22 protein-coding genes are annotated in these 17,589 nt (G+C 63.5%); 16 read left to right on the forward strand and 6 right to left on the reverse strand.

Annotation, left to right across the window (positions count from 1 at the left end):
- The first annotated feature begins 12 nt into the window (after positions 1-12).
- Positions 13-324 (forward strand): hypothetical protein, encoded by a 312-nt coding sequence (locus tag HTIA_RS16665; RefSeq protein WP_021029367.1) that lies wholly within the window; start codon positions 13-15, stop codon positions 322-324.
- Between the two features lie 400 nt (positions 325-724).
- Here the strand turns inward: HTIA_RS16665 and HTIA_RS10095 are convergent, their stop codons facing one another.
- The gene (locus HTIA_RS10095; protein WP_021029368.1) at positions 725-1,558 is read right to left on the reverse strand and encodes a hypothetical protein; all 834 of its coding nucleotides are present in this window, start codon (positions 1,556-1,558) and stop codon (positions 725-727) included.
- 122 nt (positions 1,559-1,680) lie between these two features.
- Here HTIA_RS10095 and HTIA_RS10100 point away from each other — a divergent pair, with 122 nt between their 5' ends.
- Positions 1,681-2,328: a hypothetical protein gene (locus tag HTIA_RS10100; RefSeq protein ID WP_008528255.1), complete on the forward strand. Its 648-nt coding sequence runs from the start codon at positions 1,681-1,683 to the stop codon at positions 2,326-2,328.
- A gap of 72 nt (positions 2,329-2,400) precedes the next feature.
- The gene (locus HTIA_RS10105; protein ID WP_008528257.1) at positions 2,401-2,613 is read left to right on the forward strand and encodes a hypothetical protein; all 213 of its coding nucleotides are present in this window, start codon (positions 2,401-2,403) and stop codon (positions 2,611-2,613) included.
- 16 nt (positions 2,614-2,629) lie between these two features.
- Here the strand turns inward: HTIA_RS10105 and HTIA_RS10110 are convergent, their stop codons facing one another.
- The gene (locus HTIA_RS10110) at positions 2,630-3,598 is read right to left on the reverse strand and encodes a DUF5787 family protein (protein ID WP_008528259.1); all 969 of its coding nucleotides are present in this window, start codon (positions 3,596-3,598) and stop codon (positions 2,630-2,632) included.
- A gap of 129 nt (positions 3,599-3,727) precedes the next feature.
- On the opposite strand from HTIA_RS10110, the gene HTIA_RS10115 reads away from it, so the two are divergent.
- The 6 genes from HTIA_RS10115 to HTIA_RS10140 all read left to right on the forward strand — a co-directional run bounded on the left by HTIA_RS10115 (position 3,728) and on the right by HTIA_RS10140 (position 7,404).
- The gene (locus HTIA_RS10115) at positions 3,728-4,279 is read left to right on the forward strand and encodes a mechanosensitive ion channel domain-containing protein (protein WP_008528261.1); all 552 of its coding nucleotides are present in this window, start codon (positions 3,728-3,730) and stop codon (positions 4,277-4,279) included.
- Positions 4,280-4,411: 132 nt separating this feature from the next.
- On the forward strand, positions 4,412-5,647 hold the full coding sequence (locus tag HTIA_RS10120) for a translation initiation factor IF-2 subunit gamma (protein ID WP_008528263.1): 1,236 nt from the start codon (positions 4,412-4,414) through the stop codon (positions 5,645-5,647).
- Positions 5,644-6,018: a PIN domain-containing protein gene (locus tag HTIA_RS10125; RefSeq protein ID WP_008528265.1), complete on the forward strand. Its 375-nt coding sequence runs from the start codon at positions 5,644-5,646 to the stop codon at positions 6,016-6,018. The genes HTIA_RS10120 and HTIA_RS10125 overlap by 4 nt, the downstream gene beginning before the upstream one ends.
- 1 nt (position 6,019) lies before the next feature.
- Entirely contained in the window at positions 6,020-6,589 is a 570-nt protein-coding gene (locus HTIA_RS10130; protein ID WP_008528266.1) for a DNA-directed RNA polymerase, read from the forward strand.
- The gene (gene spt4, locus HTIA_RS10135) at positions 6,586-6,786 is read left to right on the forward strand and encodes a transcription elongation factor subunit Spt4 (RefSeq protein ID WP_044950789.1); all 201 of its coding nucleotides are present in this window, start codon (positions 6,586-6,588) and stop codon (positions 6,784-6,786) included. The genes HTIA_RS10130 and spt4 overlap by 4 nt, the downstream gene beginning before the upstream one ends.
- A gap of 3 nt (positions 6,787-6,789) precedes the next feature.
- Positions 6,790-7,404 carry a GTP-dependent dephospho-CoA kinase family protein gene (locus HTIA_RS10140; protein WP_008528270.1) on the forward strand — a complete coding sequence of 205 codons (615 nt, stop codon included), beginning with the start codon at positions 6,790-6,792 and terminating at the stop codon, positions 7,402-7,404.
- Here HTIA_RS10140 and HTIA_RS10145 read toward each other — a convergent pair.
- Positions 7,390-8,850 carry a PAS domain-containing sensor histidine kinase gene (locus tag HTIA_RS10145; protein WP_008528272.1) on the reverse strand — a complete coding sequence of 487 codons (1,461 nt, stop codon included), beginning with the start codon at positions 8,848-8,850 and terminating at the stop codon, positions 7,390-7,392. The two genes, HTIA_RS10140 and HTIA_RS10145, sit on opposite strands and share 15 nt — an antisense overlap.
- 362 nt (positions 8,851-9,212) lie before the next feature.
- Between HTIA_RS10145 and HTIA_RS10150 the strand changes: the two genes are divergently transcribed.
- From HTIA_RS10150 to HTIA_RS10165, 4 genes are all read left to right on the forward strand, one after another.
- Complete coding sequence (locus HTIA_RS10150) at positions 9,213-9,992, forward strand: electron transfer flavoprotein subunit beta/FixA family protein (RefSeq protein WP_008528273.1); 780 nt, start codon at positions 9,213-9,215, stop codon at positions 9,990-9,992.
- A gap of 1 nt (position 9,993) precedes the next feature.
- Positions 9,994-11,037 carry an electron transfer flavoprotein subunit alpha/FixB family protein gene (locus tag HTIA_RS10155; RefSeq protein ID WP_008528274.1) on the forward strand — a complete coding sequence of 348 codons (1,044 nt, stop codon included), beginning with the start codon at positions 9,994-9,996 and terminating at the stop codon, positions 11,035-11,037.
- Between the two features lie 83 nt (positions 11,038-11,120).
- Positions 11,121-12,461, forward strand: a complete 1,341-nt coding sequence (locus tag HTIA_RS10160) for an FAD-dependent oxidoreductase (protein WP_044951108.1) — start codon at positions 11,121-11,123, stop codon at positions 12,459-12,461.
- Positions 12,462-12,463: 2 nt separating this feature from the next.
- The gene (locus HTIA_RS10165) at positions 12,464-12,781 is read left to right on the forward strand and encodes a ferredoxin family protein (RefSeq protein ID WP_008524030.1); all 318 of its coding nucleotides are present in this window, start codon (positions 12,464-12,466) and stop codon (positions 12,779-12,781) included.
- 46 nt (positions 12,782-12,827) lie between these two features.
- On the opposite strand, the gene HTIA_RS10170 is transcribed toward HTIA_RS10165, so the two are convergent.
- Both HTIA_RS10170 and HTIA_RS10175 read right to left on the reverse strand, forming a co-directional pair.
- A complete protein-coding gene (locus HTIA_RS10170; RefSeq protein WP_020936318.1) occupies positions 12,828-13,280 on the reverse strand; it encodes a hypothetical protein in 453 nt (150 codons plus the stop codon).
- A 122-nt stretch (positions 13,281-13,402) separates the two neighbouring features.
- Positions 13,403-14,260 carry a ZIP family metal transporter gene (locus tag HTIA_RS10175; RefSeq protein ID WP_008524024.1) on the reverse strand — a complete coding sequence of 286 codons (858 nt, stop codon included), beginning with the start codon at positions 14,258-14,260 and terminating at the stop codon, positions 13,403-13,405.
- A gap of 192 nt (positions 14,261-14,452) precedes the next feature.
- Here HTIA_RS10175 and HTIA_RS10180 point away from each other — a divergent pair, with 192 nt between their 5' ends.
- A complete protein-coding gene (locus HTIA_RS10180) occupies positions 14,453-15,502 on the forward strand; it encodes an NAD(P)-dependent alcohol dehydrogenase (protein ID WP_020936319.1) in 1,050 nt (349 codons plus the stop codon).
- Positions 15,503-15,567: 65 nt separating this feature from the next.
- On the opposite strand, the gene HTIA_RS10185 is transcribed toward HTIA_RS10180, so the two are convergent.
- Positions 15,568-15,984: a hypothetical protein gene (locus HTIA_RS10185; RefSeq protein WP_021029371.1), complete on the reverse strand. Its 417-nt coding sequence runs from the start codon at positions 15,982-15,984 to the stop codon at positions 15,568-15,570.
- A 177-nt stretch (positions 15,985-16,161) separates the two neighbouring features.
- Here HTIA_RS10185 and HTIA_RS16385 point away from each other — a divergent pair, with 177 nt between their 5' ends.
- Positions 16,162-16,803: a hypothetical protein gene (locus tag HTIA_RS16385; protein WP_148290951.1), complete on the forward strand. Its 642-nt coding sequence runs from the start codon at positions 16,162-16,164 to the stop codon at positions 16,801-16,803.
- Entirely contained in the window at positions 16,796-17,554 is a 759-nt protein-coding gene (locus HTIA_RS16390) for a hypothetical protein (RefSeq protein ID WP_021029373.1), read from the forward strand. Before HTIA_RS16385 ends, HTIA_RS16390 begins: the two co-directional genes overlap by 8 nt.
- Positions 17,555-17,589: the final 35 nt, after the last annotated feature.

A 17,589-nucleotide genomic window follows, 5' to 3' on the forward strand; every position in this document is an offset into this window, starting at 1 on the left:
CAGTGTAGGCAAATGACAGACTCACGGGCGATATTCGTCTGGAAATTAGCTCGCCGGCATTCGTGGGGGTCGCCGATACCGGCCCGGCAATTGATCCGGCTTGTAGCGGGATCAGCGGACCACGATGAACTGGCAACCGTACTCGAAAGGGACGTGCTCGAACTCCCGTTCGTCGTCCGATCCCCCGATGGAATCCACATCCCGAACGGACAGGATGCCCACGTCGCCGCGGCGAACTGGTTACGGGAGAATACGGAACTTGACGATTTCAAGATCAGTGCGACGCTATCGCGCCTGCCGGCGGACTGGCCGGCCAAGGAATGACCGTCCCCGGACACTACCGCTAATCGGCCAATTGACCTCCTCCATGCCCTGAAGGACGTGGAATCCGACCATCGGATTTCCGCCGAGTGTGGCGTTCGAGGTTCCAACCCGCACTCAGAGGGAACCGGCGGCACACCGGGGGAACTCTCGTTTCCTCCCTCGTATAGGGCTGTGGCCCGGTCAAACAAGCCCCATCGGAATCCGTGTCATCGCCGTGCGAACCACCGCTGGTTCGCCGCCCCTTGTGGTTCGGGGCCGGCGTCTCACCGATTCCGTAGCAGACCATGGTACGCGGAGCCACACCAAAACGGTTGCGGTCGAAATCCGGCCCGGCCACCGTCGGCGGCTGTCGTGCCGGGCCTACCGCTTGACCTCCGCCTGAAGTCGGAGGTATGCGCTATCAGTCTGCATCAACGTCTACCGCCCACTGACCCGGTGCAGCAAGCGCGACGCTCGTGACGGCCTCCCGGAGGTCCTCCCTGGAGTGCCACGTTCGGCATCGATTCGCCACCTCGAACTGTCGGAAGAGAGCGAGATGGACCCAGCTGTAGGACGGTTCGGTTTCGTCTCTGTTTTCGAGCGCGTCATCGAGAAACACCGTGAGTTCGTGTTCGGTGAGCTCGATGCCGTCATCACGGGCAGTCGCGAGCAGGCCTCGGAGTTCCGCTTTCTTCTGACTCTCGTCCAGATCGTCGGCGAACGCGATGCGTCTGGCCACTGCCAGAACCTCGTCTTTCCCGCCGAAGTCAGTGTGTCCGATCCCGTAGTAGTCACGTGGAAGAACCACCGTTTGGTCGAAACAGTGATCCCCCCGGAGCAGTCCAAGTTCGACGGCCTCGCCGCCGGAGTCCTTTTCGTAGATGGCGACGTTTCGATCGGCGAACTCGGTCAGCAGATGGAACTTGAGTTCGAACTCCAGCGGATCAGTTCTGTCTCGACCGAGAGTGAGTCCGAGCGGTGGGGTATCGCCGAGGACGACGGCGGTCGCAGTCGTGGGCTTGGCGAGTTCGTACTGTGCGATCCGGAGCGAGCGGTGGTACTCCCGGCGATAACTCCCGAAGACGACGTAGGTGGTGTAGCCAGCGGCTTGCAACTGTGGTAACTCCTCGTTGACCCATGTCCGGATCGCCGTGTAATCCTCGCTCGACAGCGTTACCCCTGAAAGTGCTCGCTGTAGCGCCGCGTGTACCCGGCGACGCCGTGCAGCATTCCCATTCCCATTCCCGTTCCCCATCGGTACCGGCCCGGTACACAGTCTCGGCTAATGAACGTTTCGACCATGTCGGAGATAATCAAAAATACCGTCATGGTTTGCCCGAAACGTTTACCACACGTCCGCCAGTAGTGTGTCTCACGATGAGCCATCCCCACGTACCGCCGGACGGGGCCACCGGTCGCGGAAGTCCCGCTATCGAGGAGGTGTTCGGGGTGGACGATGGTGCGCCGTACGAAACACAGCGGACCGTCCAGCGGTATCTCTCCCAGGAGACGCGACACAACGTGCTCCAGGTCGTTCTCGGCCATCCCGCCCACCTGGTTTCGATCACCGAGTTCGACTACTACGTCCCGAAGAGTCGCTCGACGATCCGCGAGCAACTGGGTGATCTGGCCGAGCACGATATCCTCGCGCAGTACCACCACGAACCGAACGCCGACGTCAGGGACATCCCGGCCGACTTCTGGGAACTCACCCCGTTCGGCGTCGATCTGCTCGCGGAGTACAACTACCTTCGCGGCCTCCCGATCATGCGTGCTGCCCACGACGCGACCCACAAGACGGAGACGGTCCGGCGTCACGAAGACGCGCCTCGGCCAGCGCTTCCGGAACCAGTTCGCGAAGCCCTCGCATACGACGAGCCGACGGAATCCGACGAGACCGTGGATGCATCCTCGGTGGCCGAGCTTCGAGCGGAGACGTTCTACGCCGATGCAGCACCTGCTGATCCAGCCGTGCTCAACGAGGGAGCGGACGGCGATCGGACGCTCGACGAATTGTTCGAGTGAGTAGCGCACGTCTCACAGTCACGATAGGCTGCCGACGCCCAACATCTATGTGCTGGCGGGCGAAGGGCCGGCATGGATCTCGATCCTGCGTCGTTGAGCGATGTTCCGGCGGAGAACCCAGCCGTTGCCGTCGCGATCAGTGCCGTCGTCGCCACGGTCGTCTATCTCGCGATCCAGTTGGTGATGGACGGAGCGGTCAACCTCGTCGAAACGGCGGCGTTCGTCATCGTCTTTACCGGCGTCTACACTGCTTTCCTATACCTGCGACGGGAGATACAGGAGTAGCGCCAGGAGCGACCCCCTACCCGAAGCGATCGAGGCCGACCTGTCGGCGCTGTCGGCCGGCCGGGTCGTGTACCCAGATCGACCGCGAATCGCGGACGGCCTCGACGTCGACCGCGGACGGATCCGCCGGCTCGTGACCCGGGCAGGCCTCTCCGCAGTCCTCGACGGGGTTGACGATCCGGTCGTGATAGGCGCAGTATGGCACCGCAGGAGCGGCCTCGGCACCGTCGGGGTCACACCGGGTACACGCCGGCCAGGCGAAGGTCCGCCAGCCCTTGCCGTGGGCCCGCTCGGCGAGCCGCCGGCGGGCGCGACTTTTCGCCGCGGGATCGACTGGCTGGACGGCGGCCTGGCCCGGTTCGCGTTCGATCACCTCGAGACCCCACTCGTCGGTCGAGAGTGACGTCGGTTCCTTGAGCACCTCGCGCTCGCCGGTGTCGGGGTCGAACCGCCAGATTCCGACTTCCTCGGGGAGCCGGTTGCGGTGTGCGCCGGTGACGTGAGAGGCCGTCGCCAGGATCACTTCGTCGAAGAGGCCGAGCGAGACGTCGGTCCGGAGTTGGGTCTGGAGGTCGCCCGGTCGGTCGAGATCGGGCTTGTTTTCGATGCCGACCAGGCGGTCGAACCACGCGTCGGGGTAGCGAGTGACCTGCCGGACGTACCGATCCCCGTGCCGGCGCTCGGACTCGAAGAAGCCGGCCTCGACCGCCCGGTCGGCGATCCGGTGGCGCTCGTCGGGGCGGCGGTCGGGGAAGACGTCCCGGAGCGGCCTGGCCTGGCCGGGGCCGACCGGCGATTCGATGGCCGCCGGCGGAATCGTCCCGTCGGTGATGGCGGCTCGCTGCTCGAATTCGGGACCCGGGTCGAGGGCCACGACGTCGGCGATCCGGCGGCCGTGGACGTGCGCACCGAGTTGGCGGGCGAGCAGGCGCTCGCCATCCTCGAGTGTCCCACACAGCGCGAGTTCGAAGCGATACTCCCGCACGGACGGCTCTCGGGTGGCGAGGCACAAGAGCGTCTCGGCCGGGGAGACTCGGCGATGCTGTCTCCAGTGTCGTCGGGCGGCCCACCGGCGGGCAGTAGCGTTTTACCGCGTGAATCCGAGCCACGTCACATGGTCACGGTACTCGCTGTCGGCGTGATCGAGACGGTGATCGAATCGTTCCAGGCGGACGTCCTGGCCGCGATCCCGCGCGCGCTCTCCGGGCTGGTGTTTCTCACCGTCGCGTACGTGGGGATCAAACTCGTCACGACAGTCGTCCGGTCGGTCCTCGAACGGGTGTATCCCGCCGATCAGCGCCTCATCGTCGACTTCCTCCTGCTCGTCGTGGGGACGTTCCTGTGGTTCGGGGCCGGGCTCGCGCTGTTGAACGTCCTCGGATTGGGCAACGTCGCGGCGAGCCTCGGAACCGCCGCCGGGTTCATCGGGTTGGGGGTCTCGTATGCCCTCTCGAACATGATCGCCGACACGGTCGCCGGCGTCTACCTGCTCCGGGACCCGGACTTCAACAAGGGCGACACCGTGACGACCGAGTCGACGACAGGCACCGTCGCGGACATCGGGCTCCGGAAGAGTCGGTTGCGGACCGACGACGGGCTGGTCGTTCTGGCCAACCGCAACGTCGAGTCGCGCTGGACGTACCGATCCGGTCCCGGCGAGGAGTGATCGGGCAGCTGTCGGGCGCTTCGTGGCGTCGATTTCGAAGTTGAGGATTTCCCGTTGCGCACGGACCAGTGGGCCGAGAACAGTACCTTTATGACTGCCAGGCGGGAATATTCGGTCACGATTACTCTGGAGATGACAGGAAACAACGGACACCCGGAGGTGAACATCGGACTCGTCGGGCACGTCGACCACGGGAAGACAACGCTCGTCGAAGCTCTCAGCGGGGAGTGGACGGATCAGCACTCTGAGGAGATGAAACGCGGGATCTCGATCCGACTGGGGTACGCCGACGCGACCTTCCGGAAGTGTCCGGAGGGTGCGGACGCGGCGGGGTACACCGTCGCCGAAGCGTGCCCCGAGCACGACGTCGAGACCGACGTTCTGCGGACGGTTTCCTTCGTCGACGCGCCCGGCCACGAGACGCTGATGGCGACGATGCTCGCCGGCGCGGCCATCATGGACGGGGCCGTCCTAGTCATCTCGGCGACCGAGGACGTTCCGCAGGCACAGACCGAGGAACACCTGATGGCCTTAGACATCATCGGGATCGACAACATCGTCGTCGCCCAGAACAAGATCGACCTGGTCGACGCCGAGCAGGCACGGCGCAACTACGAGCAGATCCAGGAGTTCATCGAGGGGACCGTCGCCGAGGACGCGCCGATCGTCCCGATTAGCGCGGGCCAGAACGTCAACATGGATCTGCTCATCCAGGCCGTCGAGGAGGAGATCCCGACGCCCGAGCGCGATCGCGACGCCGACGCCGAGATGCTGGTCGCCCGGAGCTTCGACGTAAATCGCCCAGGATCGACCTGGGACTCGCTTGCCGGGGGCGTGCTGGGCGGCAGTCTCGCCCAGGGCAGCCTCGAAGCCGACGACGAGATCGAGCTCCGACCCGGCCGCGAGGTCGCGGAGGGCGGCCAGACCGAGTGGCGGCCCGTCACGACGAACGTCCGGTCGCTGCAGGCCGGCGGGGGGGCCGTCGACGAAGTCACGCCCGGTGGATTGCTGGGTGTTGGGACCGGACTCGATCCCTCGCTCACGAAAGGCGACGCGCTGGCGGGCCAGATCGCCGGGCCGCCCGGGACGCTCCCGCCGGTCCAGGAGTCGTTCACGATGGACATTCAGTTGCTCGACCGCGTCGTCGGCGAGGATACCGACGAGGTCGAGGAAATCTCGACGGGCGAACCGCTCATGCTGACGATCGGGACGGCGACGACCGTCGGCTCGGTCACGAGTGCTCGCGACGGCGAGGCCGAGGTCGCGCTCAAACGGCCGGTGTGTGCCCGCGAGGGGGCGAAGATCGCGATCAACCGTCGGATCGGCGCGCGCTGGCGGCTGATCGGCGTCGGGACGCTCCGCGAATGACTGCGGTCCTGGATACCAACGCACTGATGATGCCGGTCGAATGTAACGTCCGCGTCTTCGAGGAACTCGATCGGGTGATCGGTGAGACGAACCTGGTCGTCCCCGAGGCGGTCGTCGCGGAACTCGATCGGCTCTCGGACGGCGGCGGCGAGGAAGCCACGGCGGCGAGCGTCGGTCGCGACCTCGTCGAGCGGTGCACGATCCGGGAACACGATGCGACGAACGCCGACGACGCGGTGCTGGAACTCGCCCGCGAACTGGACGCCTACGCCGTCACCAACGACGGGCCGCTGCGAGAGGCCCTGCTGGCCGCGGACCGTCCAGTAATTGGTTTAAGGGGCCGGAACAAACTCGCGATCACTCAGCCATAACATGTACAAACGGGTTCGATTGCGCGACACGGTCGAGGTACCGCCCGAGCACCTGGCAGACGTCACGCCGGGACTCGTGAAACGACTGCTACAGGACAAACTCGAGGGGCAAATGGACGAGGACGTCGGGAGTATCGTCTCCGTGACGGAGGTCCACGACATCGGCGAGGGGGCGGTTGTCCCCAACGAACCGGGCGTCTACTACGTCGCCGAGTTCGACGCGCTAACCTACGACCCCCAGATGCAGGAGGTCGTCGACGGCGAGGTCGTCGAGGTCGTCAACTTCGGCGCGTTCGTCGGGATCGGCCCGGTCGACGGTCTGTTGCACGTCTCCCAGATCTCCGACGAGTATCTGGCCTACGACGGCGAGAATCAGCAACTCGCCTCCCGGGACTCCAATCGGACGCTCACGGTCGGGGACTCGGTGCGAGCCCGGATCGTCACCAAGTCCATCGACGAGCGCAACCCCCGGGATTCGAAGATCGGCCTGACGGCAAAACAGGTCGGCCTGGGCAAGCACGGCTGGCTCGAGGAGGAGCGCAAAGCGCGCGCCGAAGCGGGTGAGAACTGATGGCCGATCGGTACGTCTGTCGTGAGTGCCACCGGGTGCAGGACAACCCGGAAGCCGACGTCTGTCAGGCCTGCGGGTCGAGTTCGCTCACCGAGGACTGGGCGGGCTACGTCATCATTACCCACCCCGAAGAGAGTGAGATCGCCACCGAGATGGAAGTCACCGAACCCGGCAAGTACGCGCTGAAGGTTCGATAGACCGTGTCGGAAGAGCCATCGACGCCACTCGACCGTGACGGCAGCGGTGCCGGAGGCGACGTCGTCCTCTCCTTGCCAGAGTCGCTTCGGAGTGCGCTAAAAGAGCCGTTCGGCCCCGTCTTTACCGACGCCGACTCGCTACTGGCCGAAGCGGGCGATCCCCTGATCGCCGTCGGCGACATCGTCACCTATCACCTGCTCGAGGCGGGACGACCGCCAGATGTCTCGCTGATCGACGAGCGAACCGAGCGGTGTGCGGTCGAGGCGGGAGTCAGAGACCGTATCGTCGGGACCGACGCGGACGAGGAGTGGTTCGAGTACCGCGTTCAGGTCGACAATCCGGCCGGGACGGTGACTGCCGACCTGCTTGCCGCCCTGGCCGAGGCGCTCGACCGTGAGGACCCCTCGACGATAGTGGTCGTCGACGGCGAGGAGGATCTCGCGACGTTGCCCGCGATTATCGTCGCGCCGCCCGGGGCCAGCGTCGTCTACGGCCAGCCCGGCGAAGGGATGGTCCACGTCGCTGCCGATACAGCAGCCAGCGAGCGTGCGCGGTCGATTCTCTCACGGATGGACGGTGACCAGGATCGGGCCTTCGAGTTGTTAGGCATCTCGTGATCGCCGTCCCGACGACGAGGCGTCGAAGTTCCTGACGCCGTGGAACTCGAAGCGTGCGCCCCCTTCCTCGCTTTCCGTGAGATTGATCGACCAGTTGTGAGCGTCGGCGATGGTTGCGACAAGCGCGAGTCCGAGCGTCGAGGTGTTCGACCCCGAAAGCCCCGGTTTGAGAAGTTTTTCCTGATGGTCAGCTGACAATCCGACCCCGTCGTCGGCCACGAAAAAGCCGGTTCCGTCGGGGAGGTCGCCGACGGTGATCGTCATGACGCCGTCCGCGTCGCGGCCGTGCTCGATCGCGTTCTCGAACAGCTCTTCGAACAGTTGCCGAACACGACCGGAATCGACATAGATCGTCGCGTCAGTCGAGACAGTCAGTCGGACTCCCGCTGTGGCGTGCTCCTCGAAAACATCGCGTACGAGATCGGCGAGTGGGACGGCGTCCAGATCCGTCGCAGGTTCACCCTGTCGCATGACAGTGATGATGTCGGAGACGAGCGCGTCGATGCGATCGTGCGCGCGCTCGACGGCCGCGAAGTGCTCGGGATCGCCGGTCTCCCGGGCGATCGCCAGGCGGCCCACCGCGACCGACAGCGGGTTCCTGATGTCGTGGCTCACCATCGTGGCGAGGCGTCTGAGGCGCTCGTTCTGGCGCTTGAGTTGATGTTCGTACTGCTTGCGCTCGCTGATGTCACGGGTAACGCCGATCGTCCCGCGGACGCTCCCGTCCGGGCCGTACCAGGGGACTTTCGACGTCACGACGCTCGAACCCATGCCGCGCTCGCCGTAGGACTCCTCGACGCGATCCTCGACGGGCTCGCCGGTCTCGATGACGGACTGTTCGGCGTCGGTACTCTCGACGGCGAGTTCCGGACCGTAGAGGTCGAAGTCGGTCTTCCCGAGGACGTCCGCCGGATGATGATGGCGTTTGCTCTCTTGATTTTCGATGTACGGCGGACCGATCATGTCGATCATTTCGTCGCTGACAGCGACATGTCGCCCGTCGCGGTCCTTTGCGTACAGCGACAGCGGGACATTCGCGAGTAGCGACTCGAGTATCGACCGCTCGCTGCGAGCAGAAACGTGTTCCTCGACGACTGACGCGAGTTTCGAAAGCAACGCGACGCGGTCGACCTCCGGAGCGACCGTAAACTGACTCGTCACCCCGTCGGGAATGGCCGACTCGAGGTCAGTTATCTGTCCGACCCTGACGACGATGATCGGGACTGCCCCGAGGCGCTCGCCCACTGCCTCGACCCACGCGCTCACGTCGCGGTCGGCTCTGGCTTCGAGGACGACACAGTCAACTGGCCGCTGGTCGTCGGTCTCGGCCGAACTGTCAGTCTCCCAGGGTCGAAGGACAAACGGACGGTCGGGCCCGTTCCAGCGCTCGGCCAGGGACGCGGCGTCCGGCCCACGATAGGCCACGACCGGGACGCCGACCGTCACTGCCGGAAGGGATGACAGGGATACACCACCTGATTAGGTATCGTTGTGTGGGCTCCGGTTTAACTCTTGTAGGCTACGTCCCCGCTCGCTGCCGAGCGATACCTGCTCACAGGCCAGCAGTCAGGCGTGACTACCGTCCCCCAATATACGGGCGTACAGAACAATGATGCATCACGATATCGTGGTCAAAAAAGACCGTGATGCGTCCCGGATGTGAGAATGAGAGCGACGTGATGCATCTCGAATTCGGGCTGGAGGCGTTTTCACGCGCTGGGAATCTCGCTGTCATTTACTATCGTGAGGAACCGTTCTCCCGATGTGAACCGAATCGCAATCCCACTATATAGGGGGACTACGTATCGATGAGTGACGGTTGGAACATCGTGGTCTGTGTCAAGCAGGTCCCGGACGCCGCGGAGGTGTCGATCGATCCCGACACGGGGACGCTCAACCGGGCTGACGCCGACGCAGTCATGAACGCACCGGACTACAACGCCGTCGAGGCGGCCCTGGAGGTACGGGACGCGGTCGGCGGCACGGTCACGGCCCTCACGATGGGGCCACCGAGCGCCCACGAGGTGCTCCGGGCGGCCGTCGGGATGGGTGCCGACGACGCCGTCCTCCTGACCGATCGCGCGTTCGGCGGCAGCGACACCTGGCCGACGAGTCTCGCACTGGCCCGCGCGGCCGACGAACTCGACGCCGACGTCGTCTTCGGCGGCGAGGAGACGACCGACTCCTCGACCGGGCAGGTCCCGCCGGGGATCGCGGCCCACAACGACTGGGCCCAGCTCACCTACGTCGAGGATCTCGAACCCCGGCCCGAGGAAGATCGCCTCGTCGCGAAACGCGACGTCGAAGGCGGCTACGAGCGGGTCGCCGCCGAGTTGCCCGTCGTCGTCGCCATGGAGTTCGGCGAGAACGAGCCCCGGACAGCGGGACTCCACCGGAAGATCTTCGCCGAGACCGACTTCGAGCCGGTCGAGTGGGCAGCGTCGGATCTGGGCATCGAAGACGAGGTCGGCCTGGCCGTCTCGCCGACGCAGGTCGGCGGGATGGCGACCGCCGAGCCGGTCCCGCGCGAGCAGGAGACTGTCGACGACGTCGAGAAGCTCGCCGACCGGATCGCGGAGGTGCTCTGAGATGGCCGCCGGTGCCCAAGCGGACACCGCCGCCGACGTCGCGGCCCACAGCGACGTCTGGGTGTTCGTCGAACAGCACGACGGCGAGGTCGCGAAGGTCGCCTGGGAACTGCTCGGCAAAGGTCGTGATCTGGCCGACCAGAAGGACGAGGATCTCGTGGCGCTGGTGATGGGCGAGGGCGTCCGCGAGTCGGGCATCCCCGACGAAGCCATCGCCCGCGGCGCGGACCGTGTGCTCGTGGCGGACGATCCGATCTTCGAGCCCTATCGCGCGGATCCCTACGGCGAACAGTTCCGTCACCTCGTCGAGGAACGCAAGCCCGACATCGCGATGATCGGCGGGACTCACACCGGCCGGGACTTCGCCGGTCGCGTCGCCGTCCCGACCCACGCCGGGTTGACGGCCGACACGACGGAACTCGAGATCACCGACGAGCGGTACGAGATGCGCCGGCCGGCCTTCGGCGGGGACGCGCTGGCGACGATTATCTGCCCGAATCACCGCCCGCAGATGTCAACGGTTCGGCCGGGCGTCTTCGACACGCCAGATCCAGACGAGAGCCGTGAGGGCGAGATCGAGGGCGTCGATGTCGTCGTCAGCGAGGACGACACACGCAGCGAGGTGCTCGAACGCGAGGTCGGCGACGTCGCCGACATCACGGATGCCGAGGTCGTCGTCGCCGGCGGCATGGGCCTGGAGGGCGACTTCGATCCCCTCTGGGAACTCGCAGACCTGCTTGGTGGCGAAGTCGCCGCCACGCGGGAGGCCGTCGAGGAGGGCTGGATCGAGCCGGCCCGTCAGGTCGGCCAGACGGGCAAGACCGTCCGCCCGAAGCTCTACATCGCCGTCGGGATCTCCGGGGCGATCCAGCACGTCGAAGGGATGGACGACTCCGAGACCGTGATCGCGATCAACAACGATCCCAACGCTCCGATCTTCGAGAACGCCGATTACGGCATCGTCGAAGATTATGCCGAGGTCATGCCCGAACTGCTCGAACTCCTTCGCGAGGAACTCGGTGAGGGCCAGGAGGTGACAGCATGAGTACGGACGCACAATCCGGCGAGGGCGCCGGACCAGACGCCGAACCGGAAGAAACGGACGACCTCGAGAGCGAGGGGCCGCCGATGCCCCAGCCCACGAGCGAGACACCGAGCTACGACGGCGAGTTCGACGCCATCGTCGTCGGCGCGGGACTGGCGGGTAGCGCCGCCGCGCTGACGATGGCCGAGGAAGGACTCGACGTCATCGTGCTCGAACGCGGGACGACGCCGGGGACGAAGAACGTCTTCGGCGGGATCATGTTCACCCCGCGTATCCGGGAGCTGACGGACTTCGACGACGCGCCCACGCAGCGATTCGTCGCCGAGAAGACCTTCTCGATGCTGAGCGAGGAGGGTGACGCCACCGAGATCTCGATGCAGCCGGCGGCCTGGAAGGACGACCCCCACAACGACTCCTGGATGGTCCTTCGGGGTGACTTCGACGAGTGGTTCGCCGAGCAGGCCGTCGAGGCCGGCGCGACGCTGATTACGGAGACGACAGTGACCGACCTCGTTCGCGAGGACGGGGCCATCGCCGGCGTCGAGACCGACCGCCCGGACGGACGGCTGCACGCGCCGACGGTCGTCCTCGCGGAGGGAGCCAACTCCCTCGTGAGCGAGGGGGCCGGCCTGGCCGAACCCCAGCACCGCGACGACGTCGCGGTCTCCGCGAAGGAGGTTCGCAAATACGACCGCGAGACCATCGAGGATCGCTTCCACCTCACCGACGACGAGGGGGCGGCGATCCACTACTTCGGCGACGGCGCGGTCGGCGACGCCGTCGGCGGCGGGTTCATCTACACGAACAAACGCACGCTCGCCATCGGTGTCGTCTACTCCATCGAGGACGCCGTCCACGACGAGCGTACACCCGACGACGTGCTCGACGACTTCAAGTCCCACCCGGCGGTCGCGCCGCTGGTCAAGGGCGGCCGGATGGTGGAATACTCCGCCCACGCGATTCCCGAGGGCGGCCCCGACGCGATGCCCGACCTCGTCCACGACGGGGCCGTCATCACTGGTGACGCCGCGGGCCTGGTGCTCAACAACGGTCTGCACCTCGAGGGAACGAACATGGCCGTCGAGAGTGGCTATCACGCCGGGAAGGCGGTCGCCGGAGCGATCGAAACTGGGCGGACCGACGCCGCCGCACTCTCGGCTTACGAGGACGACCTCAGCGAGTCGTGGGTGATGGACAACCTGAACCATTACGGGTGGTTCCTCGATGCGGCCGCAGAGGACAAGGAGTTCCTCTTCGACGACCTGCCGCGGGCAATCGCGGACGCCGAGACCGACTACTTCCGGATGAACGACGAACCGAAGACCCGCCACACCAAATCCGCCCGCAAGCGCCTCGTCGGCGCGATGGGTGGCTATCTCGGTGCGGCGAAGAAAGCCTGGAAATACCGCAAGATGTTTCGCTAACAATGAGTGTCAAACCCGGAACCCCCGACGTCGAACAGCCATCGATCGAAGACCGCCTCTACACCGTCAAGTACGAGGACCCCGGCGACTCCCACCTCGACGTGGAACTCGCCGGCATCTGCGAGGAGAAGTGTGTCACCCAGGACTGCGTCTCCGTGTGTCCCGCCAACGTCTGGCGCGACGAAGGTGACGACGGCGTCCCGACGATCGCCTACGAGAACTGCCTGGAGTGTGGCAGTTGCCGGTGGGCCTGCCCGCACGGCAACGTCGTCTGGGAGTACCCCGAGAACGGCAGCGGCGTCTCCTACAAGTTCGGATAACGCGTCCCCAACTGGGCACTGCTGACGACCCGAGAAACCAGCCGATTCAAGCGTTTTCCGGCAGCACGTCCGCGTTCGTGTTCACGATGATCAGTCGGTAGTCACCGCTGTCCAGCGAGACTGTCGCCGTCCCCGAGTACGTTTCCTCGACGATACTCCCCTCGATAGCCTCGAAACCCGACTCCTCCTCGGCCAGGATCTCGTACTCCTCGGGCGTCACGAGGTAGCTGTGGATGGGATCGCCGCGGACGACGTCGACCTGGTAGCTCACCTCGGTCGGCCCGTCGAGGGAGAACTCGAAGTAGTAGTATTCGAGGCGACCGAGGGAGACTTCCTCGTTTTTGACCGGCGTCCGCGTCTCGCCGGTGGCCGTATCGGTCAGTGACAGGGTCGTCTCGGTTTCGGCCGGGTTCCCCTCAGCCAGACACCCGCTGAGTCCCGCAAGCGCCCCACTCCCAGCGACCGCGAGGAGGGTTCGCCGGGAGATCGCTGCGTCCACAGAACCGGAACTCCGATCGGTCATTACGCCAAATTACGACGAGTGGTTACTTTACTTCCCGGGAAACGACGGGGTTGACACCGTGTGAACCCGCATCGCGTGTCCAGAAATCGATCAGCCGCTCACCCCAGCGCGACGTCGAGATACAGCATCACGACGACGCCGGCCATCGTGCCCAGCGTCGCGACGCGTTCGTTGCCGCGTGTGTGGGTCTCGGGGACGATCTCGTCGCTGATGACGAACAACATCGCGCCCGCCGCAAACCCCATCGCGTAGGGGAGCAGCGGCTCGACGACGGTCACCGCGATCGCACCGGTCACGGCCAGTGGAATCTCGACGACGCCCGCTCGGATCCCGGCGACGGCGGCGTAGAGTCGCCGATCGAGGCCAGCGTTGATCGCCGCGATCGAGACCGCAAGCCCCTCCGGGACGTTCTGGATCCCGATCGCCACCATGAGCGCCAGGGCAGCGCCGACGTCACCCGAACCGAACCCGACGCCGACGGCGAGCCCCTCGGGAATGTTGTGGAGCGTGATCGCGAGGATGAACAGCACGACACTCGCGATCCGCGGCTCGTCGATCGGGAGCTGCTCGGACTGGCCGGCCGCGTCCTCGCGCTTGCGGCCAGTCAGCAAGATGTGGGCGTGCGGGACGAGTGCGTCACCACGATCGAGGACGAGGACGCCGAGTGCGATCCCGATCAGAACGGGCAGCGGCCGCAGAAATCCGTCCGCGGCGACGCCCGGGACGAGGATCTCGGTCGCGTCGATCCCGGGAACGATGAGGCTGGTGAACGCCGCGGCCATCATCACGCCGGCGGCGAGTCCCAGCGCGCCGTCCAGCGCGCGTTCGCTCGGATCCCGCCAGACGAGGACGAGCGACGCGCCCAGCAGGTTGAGCGCCGCGATCACGATCCCGCCCACCAGCGCCTGAACGACGCTGTTCTCACCGACGAGGTCGACGAACGTCTCGGCGATCATCCCGTCGTCCCTCCGTGGATTCGCCCCATCGTCTGTGGCGTTCGATCGGCACTGAAATGTATCTATGCCCGCCGCGAGTCTCGCCACTGACAGCGTTGCCGTCGGGGACGGCCAGTCCTCGAAGTTCCCGGAAGACGAAAACGGAGCCGACCTTTATAAGCAAGGCAGCCGTTGGGATATATGTTAGCAACCATGAAAGCATTTGTAATGAGCGAAGTCGGCGAAACGGCCACTATCGAGAAAGAACGGCCCGAACCGGGGCCGATGGACGCGATTCTCAAGCCCACCGAAGGGTTGATCTGCACCTCTGATTGTCATACGGTCCACGGTGCGATCGGCGAGCGCGAGGACCTCACGCTGGGCCACGAGGTCGTCGGCGTCGTCGACGAGGTCGGCAGCGAGGTCGAATACTTTGAGGAAGGCGACCGGGTCGCCGTCGGTGCGATCACACCCGACTGGAACTCCGTCGCGGCTCAGGACGGCCACCCCTCCCAGTCCAACGAGGCACTTGGCGGCTGGAAGTTCGCCAACGTCAAGGACGGCACGTTCGCGGAGTACGTCCACATCAACGACGCCGACGGGAACCTGGCGAAGATCCCCGACGGTGTCACCGACCACGAGGCCGCCTACGTCGCGGACATGCTCTCGACAGGCTTCGCGGGCGCGGAGAACGCCGACATCCCGATGGGTGGGACCGTCGCCGTCTTCGCGCAGGGTCCCGTCGGGCTGATGGCGACGAAAGGGGCCGTGTTGCAGGGTGCCGGTCGGATCATCGCCGTCGAGACGGTGCCCGAACGGAAGGAACTCGCCCGCGAGTACGGCGCGACGGACGTCGTCGACTTCGGTGAAGTCGACCCTGCCGAAGAGATTATGGAACTCACGGACGGCGAGGGGGTCGACGCCGCCATCGAGGCCCTCGGCGCAGACGAGACACTCCAGGACTGCATCAAGGTCACCAAACCCGGCGGCACGGTCTCGAACGTCGGCTACCACGGCGAGGGTGAGTTCCGGAAGATTCCCCGCGCCGAGTGGGGTGTCGGAATGGCCGAGATCGACATCGTCACCGATCTCTGTCCTGGCGGCCGCCTGCGCATCCAGCGCCTGCTCCGGCTGCTCGATCAGGGCAAGGTCGACCCGACGAAGATGACCACCCACGAGTTCGAGTTCGACGATATTCAGGAGGCCTTCGAGATGATGGAAACGAAGGAAGACGGGATGATCAAGCCGCTGATCCACTTCTAGAGAAAATATCGTTCATTGTCATTTGAAACAGCAAAGACTATCAATCCATCTTCTGAGAAACAGTATTAGAAGGAGATTTGAGTGCCATTGACGAACAAAAATATGTCGTACCAGGTTTCGTTACGCGAAACGTAGACGTGGGGTGCACCGCCCATCGGTGCACCACCATGGTCGGCCTCCCGGAGGTTCTCTTGAACGCGATCGGTGAACGATCGGGCCGCCGCGGAATCGGTGGTGCAGACGACGTGGAGTTCGTTCTCCGCCAGCGGTCCGTCGACGAACGATTCGTCAAGAAACGCTCGTTCATCTGCCGGCAATTCCTCGTAGACGATCGGTTCGTATGCATCTCGATACGTCGGCGGTGGGGGATCGCGAACGAGCCTGATCCGAGTCTCGTTTTCGCAGGACGACAATGACGCACAGCCGGCCGTCACCGCGACGGCTGCGGTCGAAAGCCCCGCAAGGAGGGTCCGTCTTCTCATAGTACTACATATTTATTATAATTATATAAACGTTACTTTTTAAATTGACGTAAGATAGTCATATATGTGGATAAACGATACAGAATTGAGTTTTGGTAATACTGGCACTCCATACTCACCAATCTAAATGATATTGAAAAGAGTTAAGTTGGTATGTATTATCAACTAGAATTGCAGATGGAGACACAATACAATCCAACAAGACGGCAGTTGTTGTCCACGGTTGGGGTCGGCATGATAAGCCCTGTTGTCGGAAAGGCTGTCGCCAAAACTGGTCGAAAATATATTGGTGTGGCTTACGATACGAAATCACGCCGGAAGTATGGGTCCGTTGATGCGAAACTCTCGAGAAAGAAAGGGAATGGATCTCTACAGGGTAAGCTAAAAATAAACGGAAAACCAATTCCGATTGGCCAACAGGAGGTAACACGCGGTAAGGAAAAAGGCGGGAAACGCAACAAGATCAAATCACAATCACCACATCATAGTCGAAAAGGGCCCAAAACCAACCGACAGCAGGACGTTTTCCGCCCAGGATCCAAAGAGATAACTCAGCCCTATCTTGTGAATATTCTCTCAGTATCAGACGGCGAAGCTATAACCGGGTACATTACACATCCGACGCCTCGGTTCGGAAAATTGGGATTCACTCTTCTCCCATCTGAACAAGTAGATGCTAAAACGAAACAGGCTCTCCAGAAACCACTCAAAGCGAAGAAAACGAGTATCATGAGCCAGGAAACGAAATTCCCCAGAATACCTACGGCCACTGGGATCGCTCGTGGTCACCAACGTCAAGGAGGAAAGAACGATGTCTGATCCGGTCGTTGGTGGACTCGACTCAGATGACATCGATGGAACGCTCACAATGGACCGATTGTACGATACTCGAGGGCCATTTGAGACCACATGGAAATATGAATTCCTCACACACGCCCACCATGATGAGTTGCAAGAGCAGGCGTACGATGAAGTCCGCGAGAACAAACAAAATCGGTGGAACATGCAGGGATATTTCACCGATGTTCCAGAAAGTCCAGTTCCGGAATCATCCCTCTACCGATGGACAGATCCGCAAAGTGTAGAATATCATATAACTACTGCTGGAAACACGGATGGTACCGACAGAGTTGATTTCGCAAATCCCTACCCAAGTGAAGACCATTCGGATGCGAATATCTCTGCTGGATTCGATGTCGGAGTGAGTGCTAATGTCCTACCCGGAATTGGATTGTCCGCAAGCCTAGGGACCGATTACTCGGCTGGCTCAGACCTCACGTACGACCAATCTCACACAGAACCACACCACAGCTATTGGGATATCCCATTGACTAGCGGGTATCCAACCGATCCTGAATCAGCAGAAGACGCCACTGGAGTTAGTCTCGACGTCAAGTGTTACAGCGATCACGATAATATTGATACTGAAACACTTCGGACATCGTCACAGTTCACCTTCGTGTATTGGCAGGATGTACGACCAATAGTTCCTGTTCCTCAGTATCAACCATTCACGTTCACGACCGATGAAGTGAGTACAGAAATTGATTTCCGAGTCGGTCCACCGTAGAAGAGAGATCGGGTGACGCAAGTCAAAAAACGGCG

Source organism: Halorhabdus tiamatea SARL4B (assembly GCF_000470655.1).
Taxonomy (GTDB): domain Archaea; phylum Halobacteriota; class Halobacteria; order Halobacteriales; family Haloarculaceae; genus Halorhabdus; species Halorhabdus tiamatea.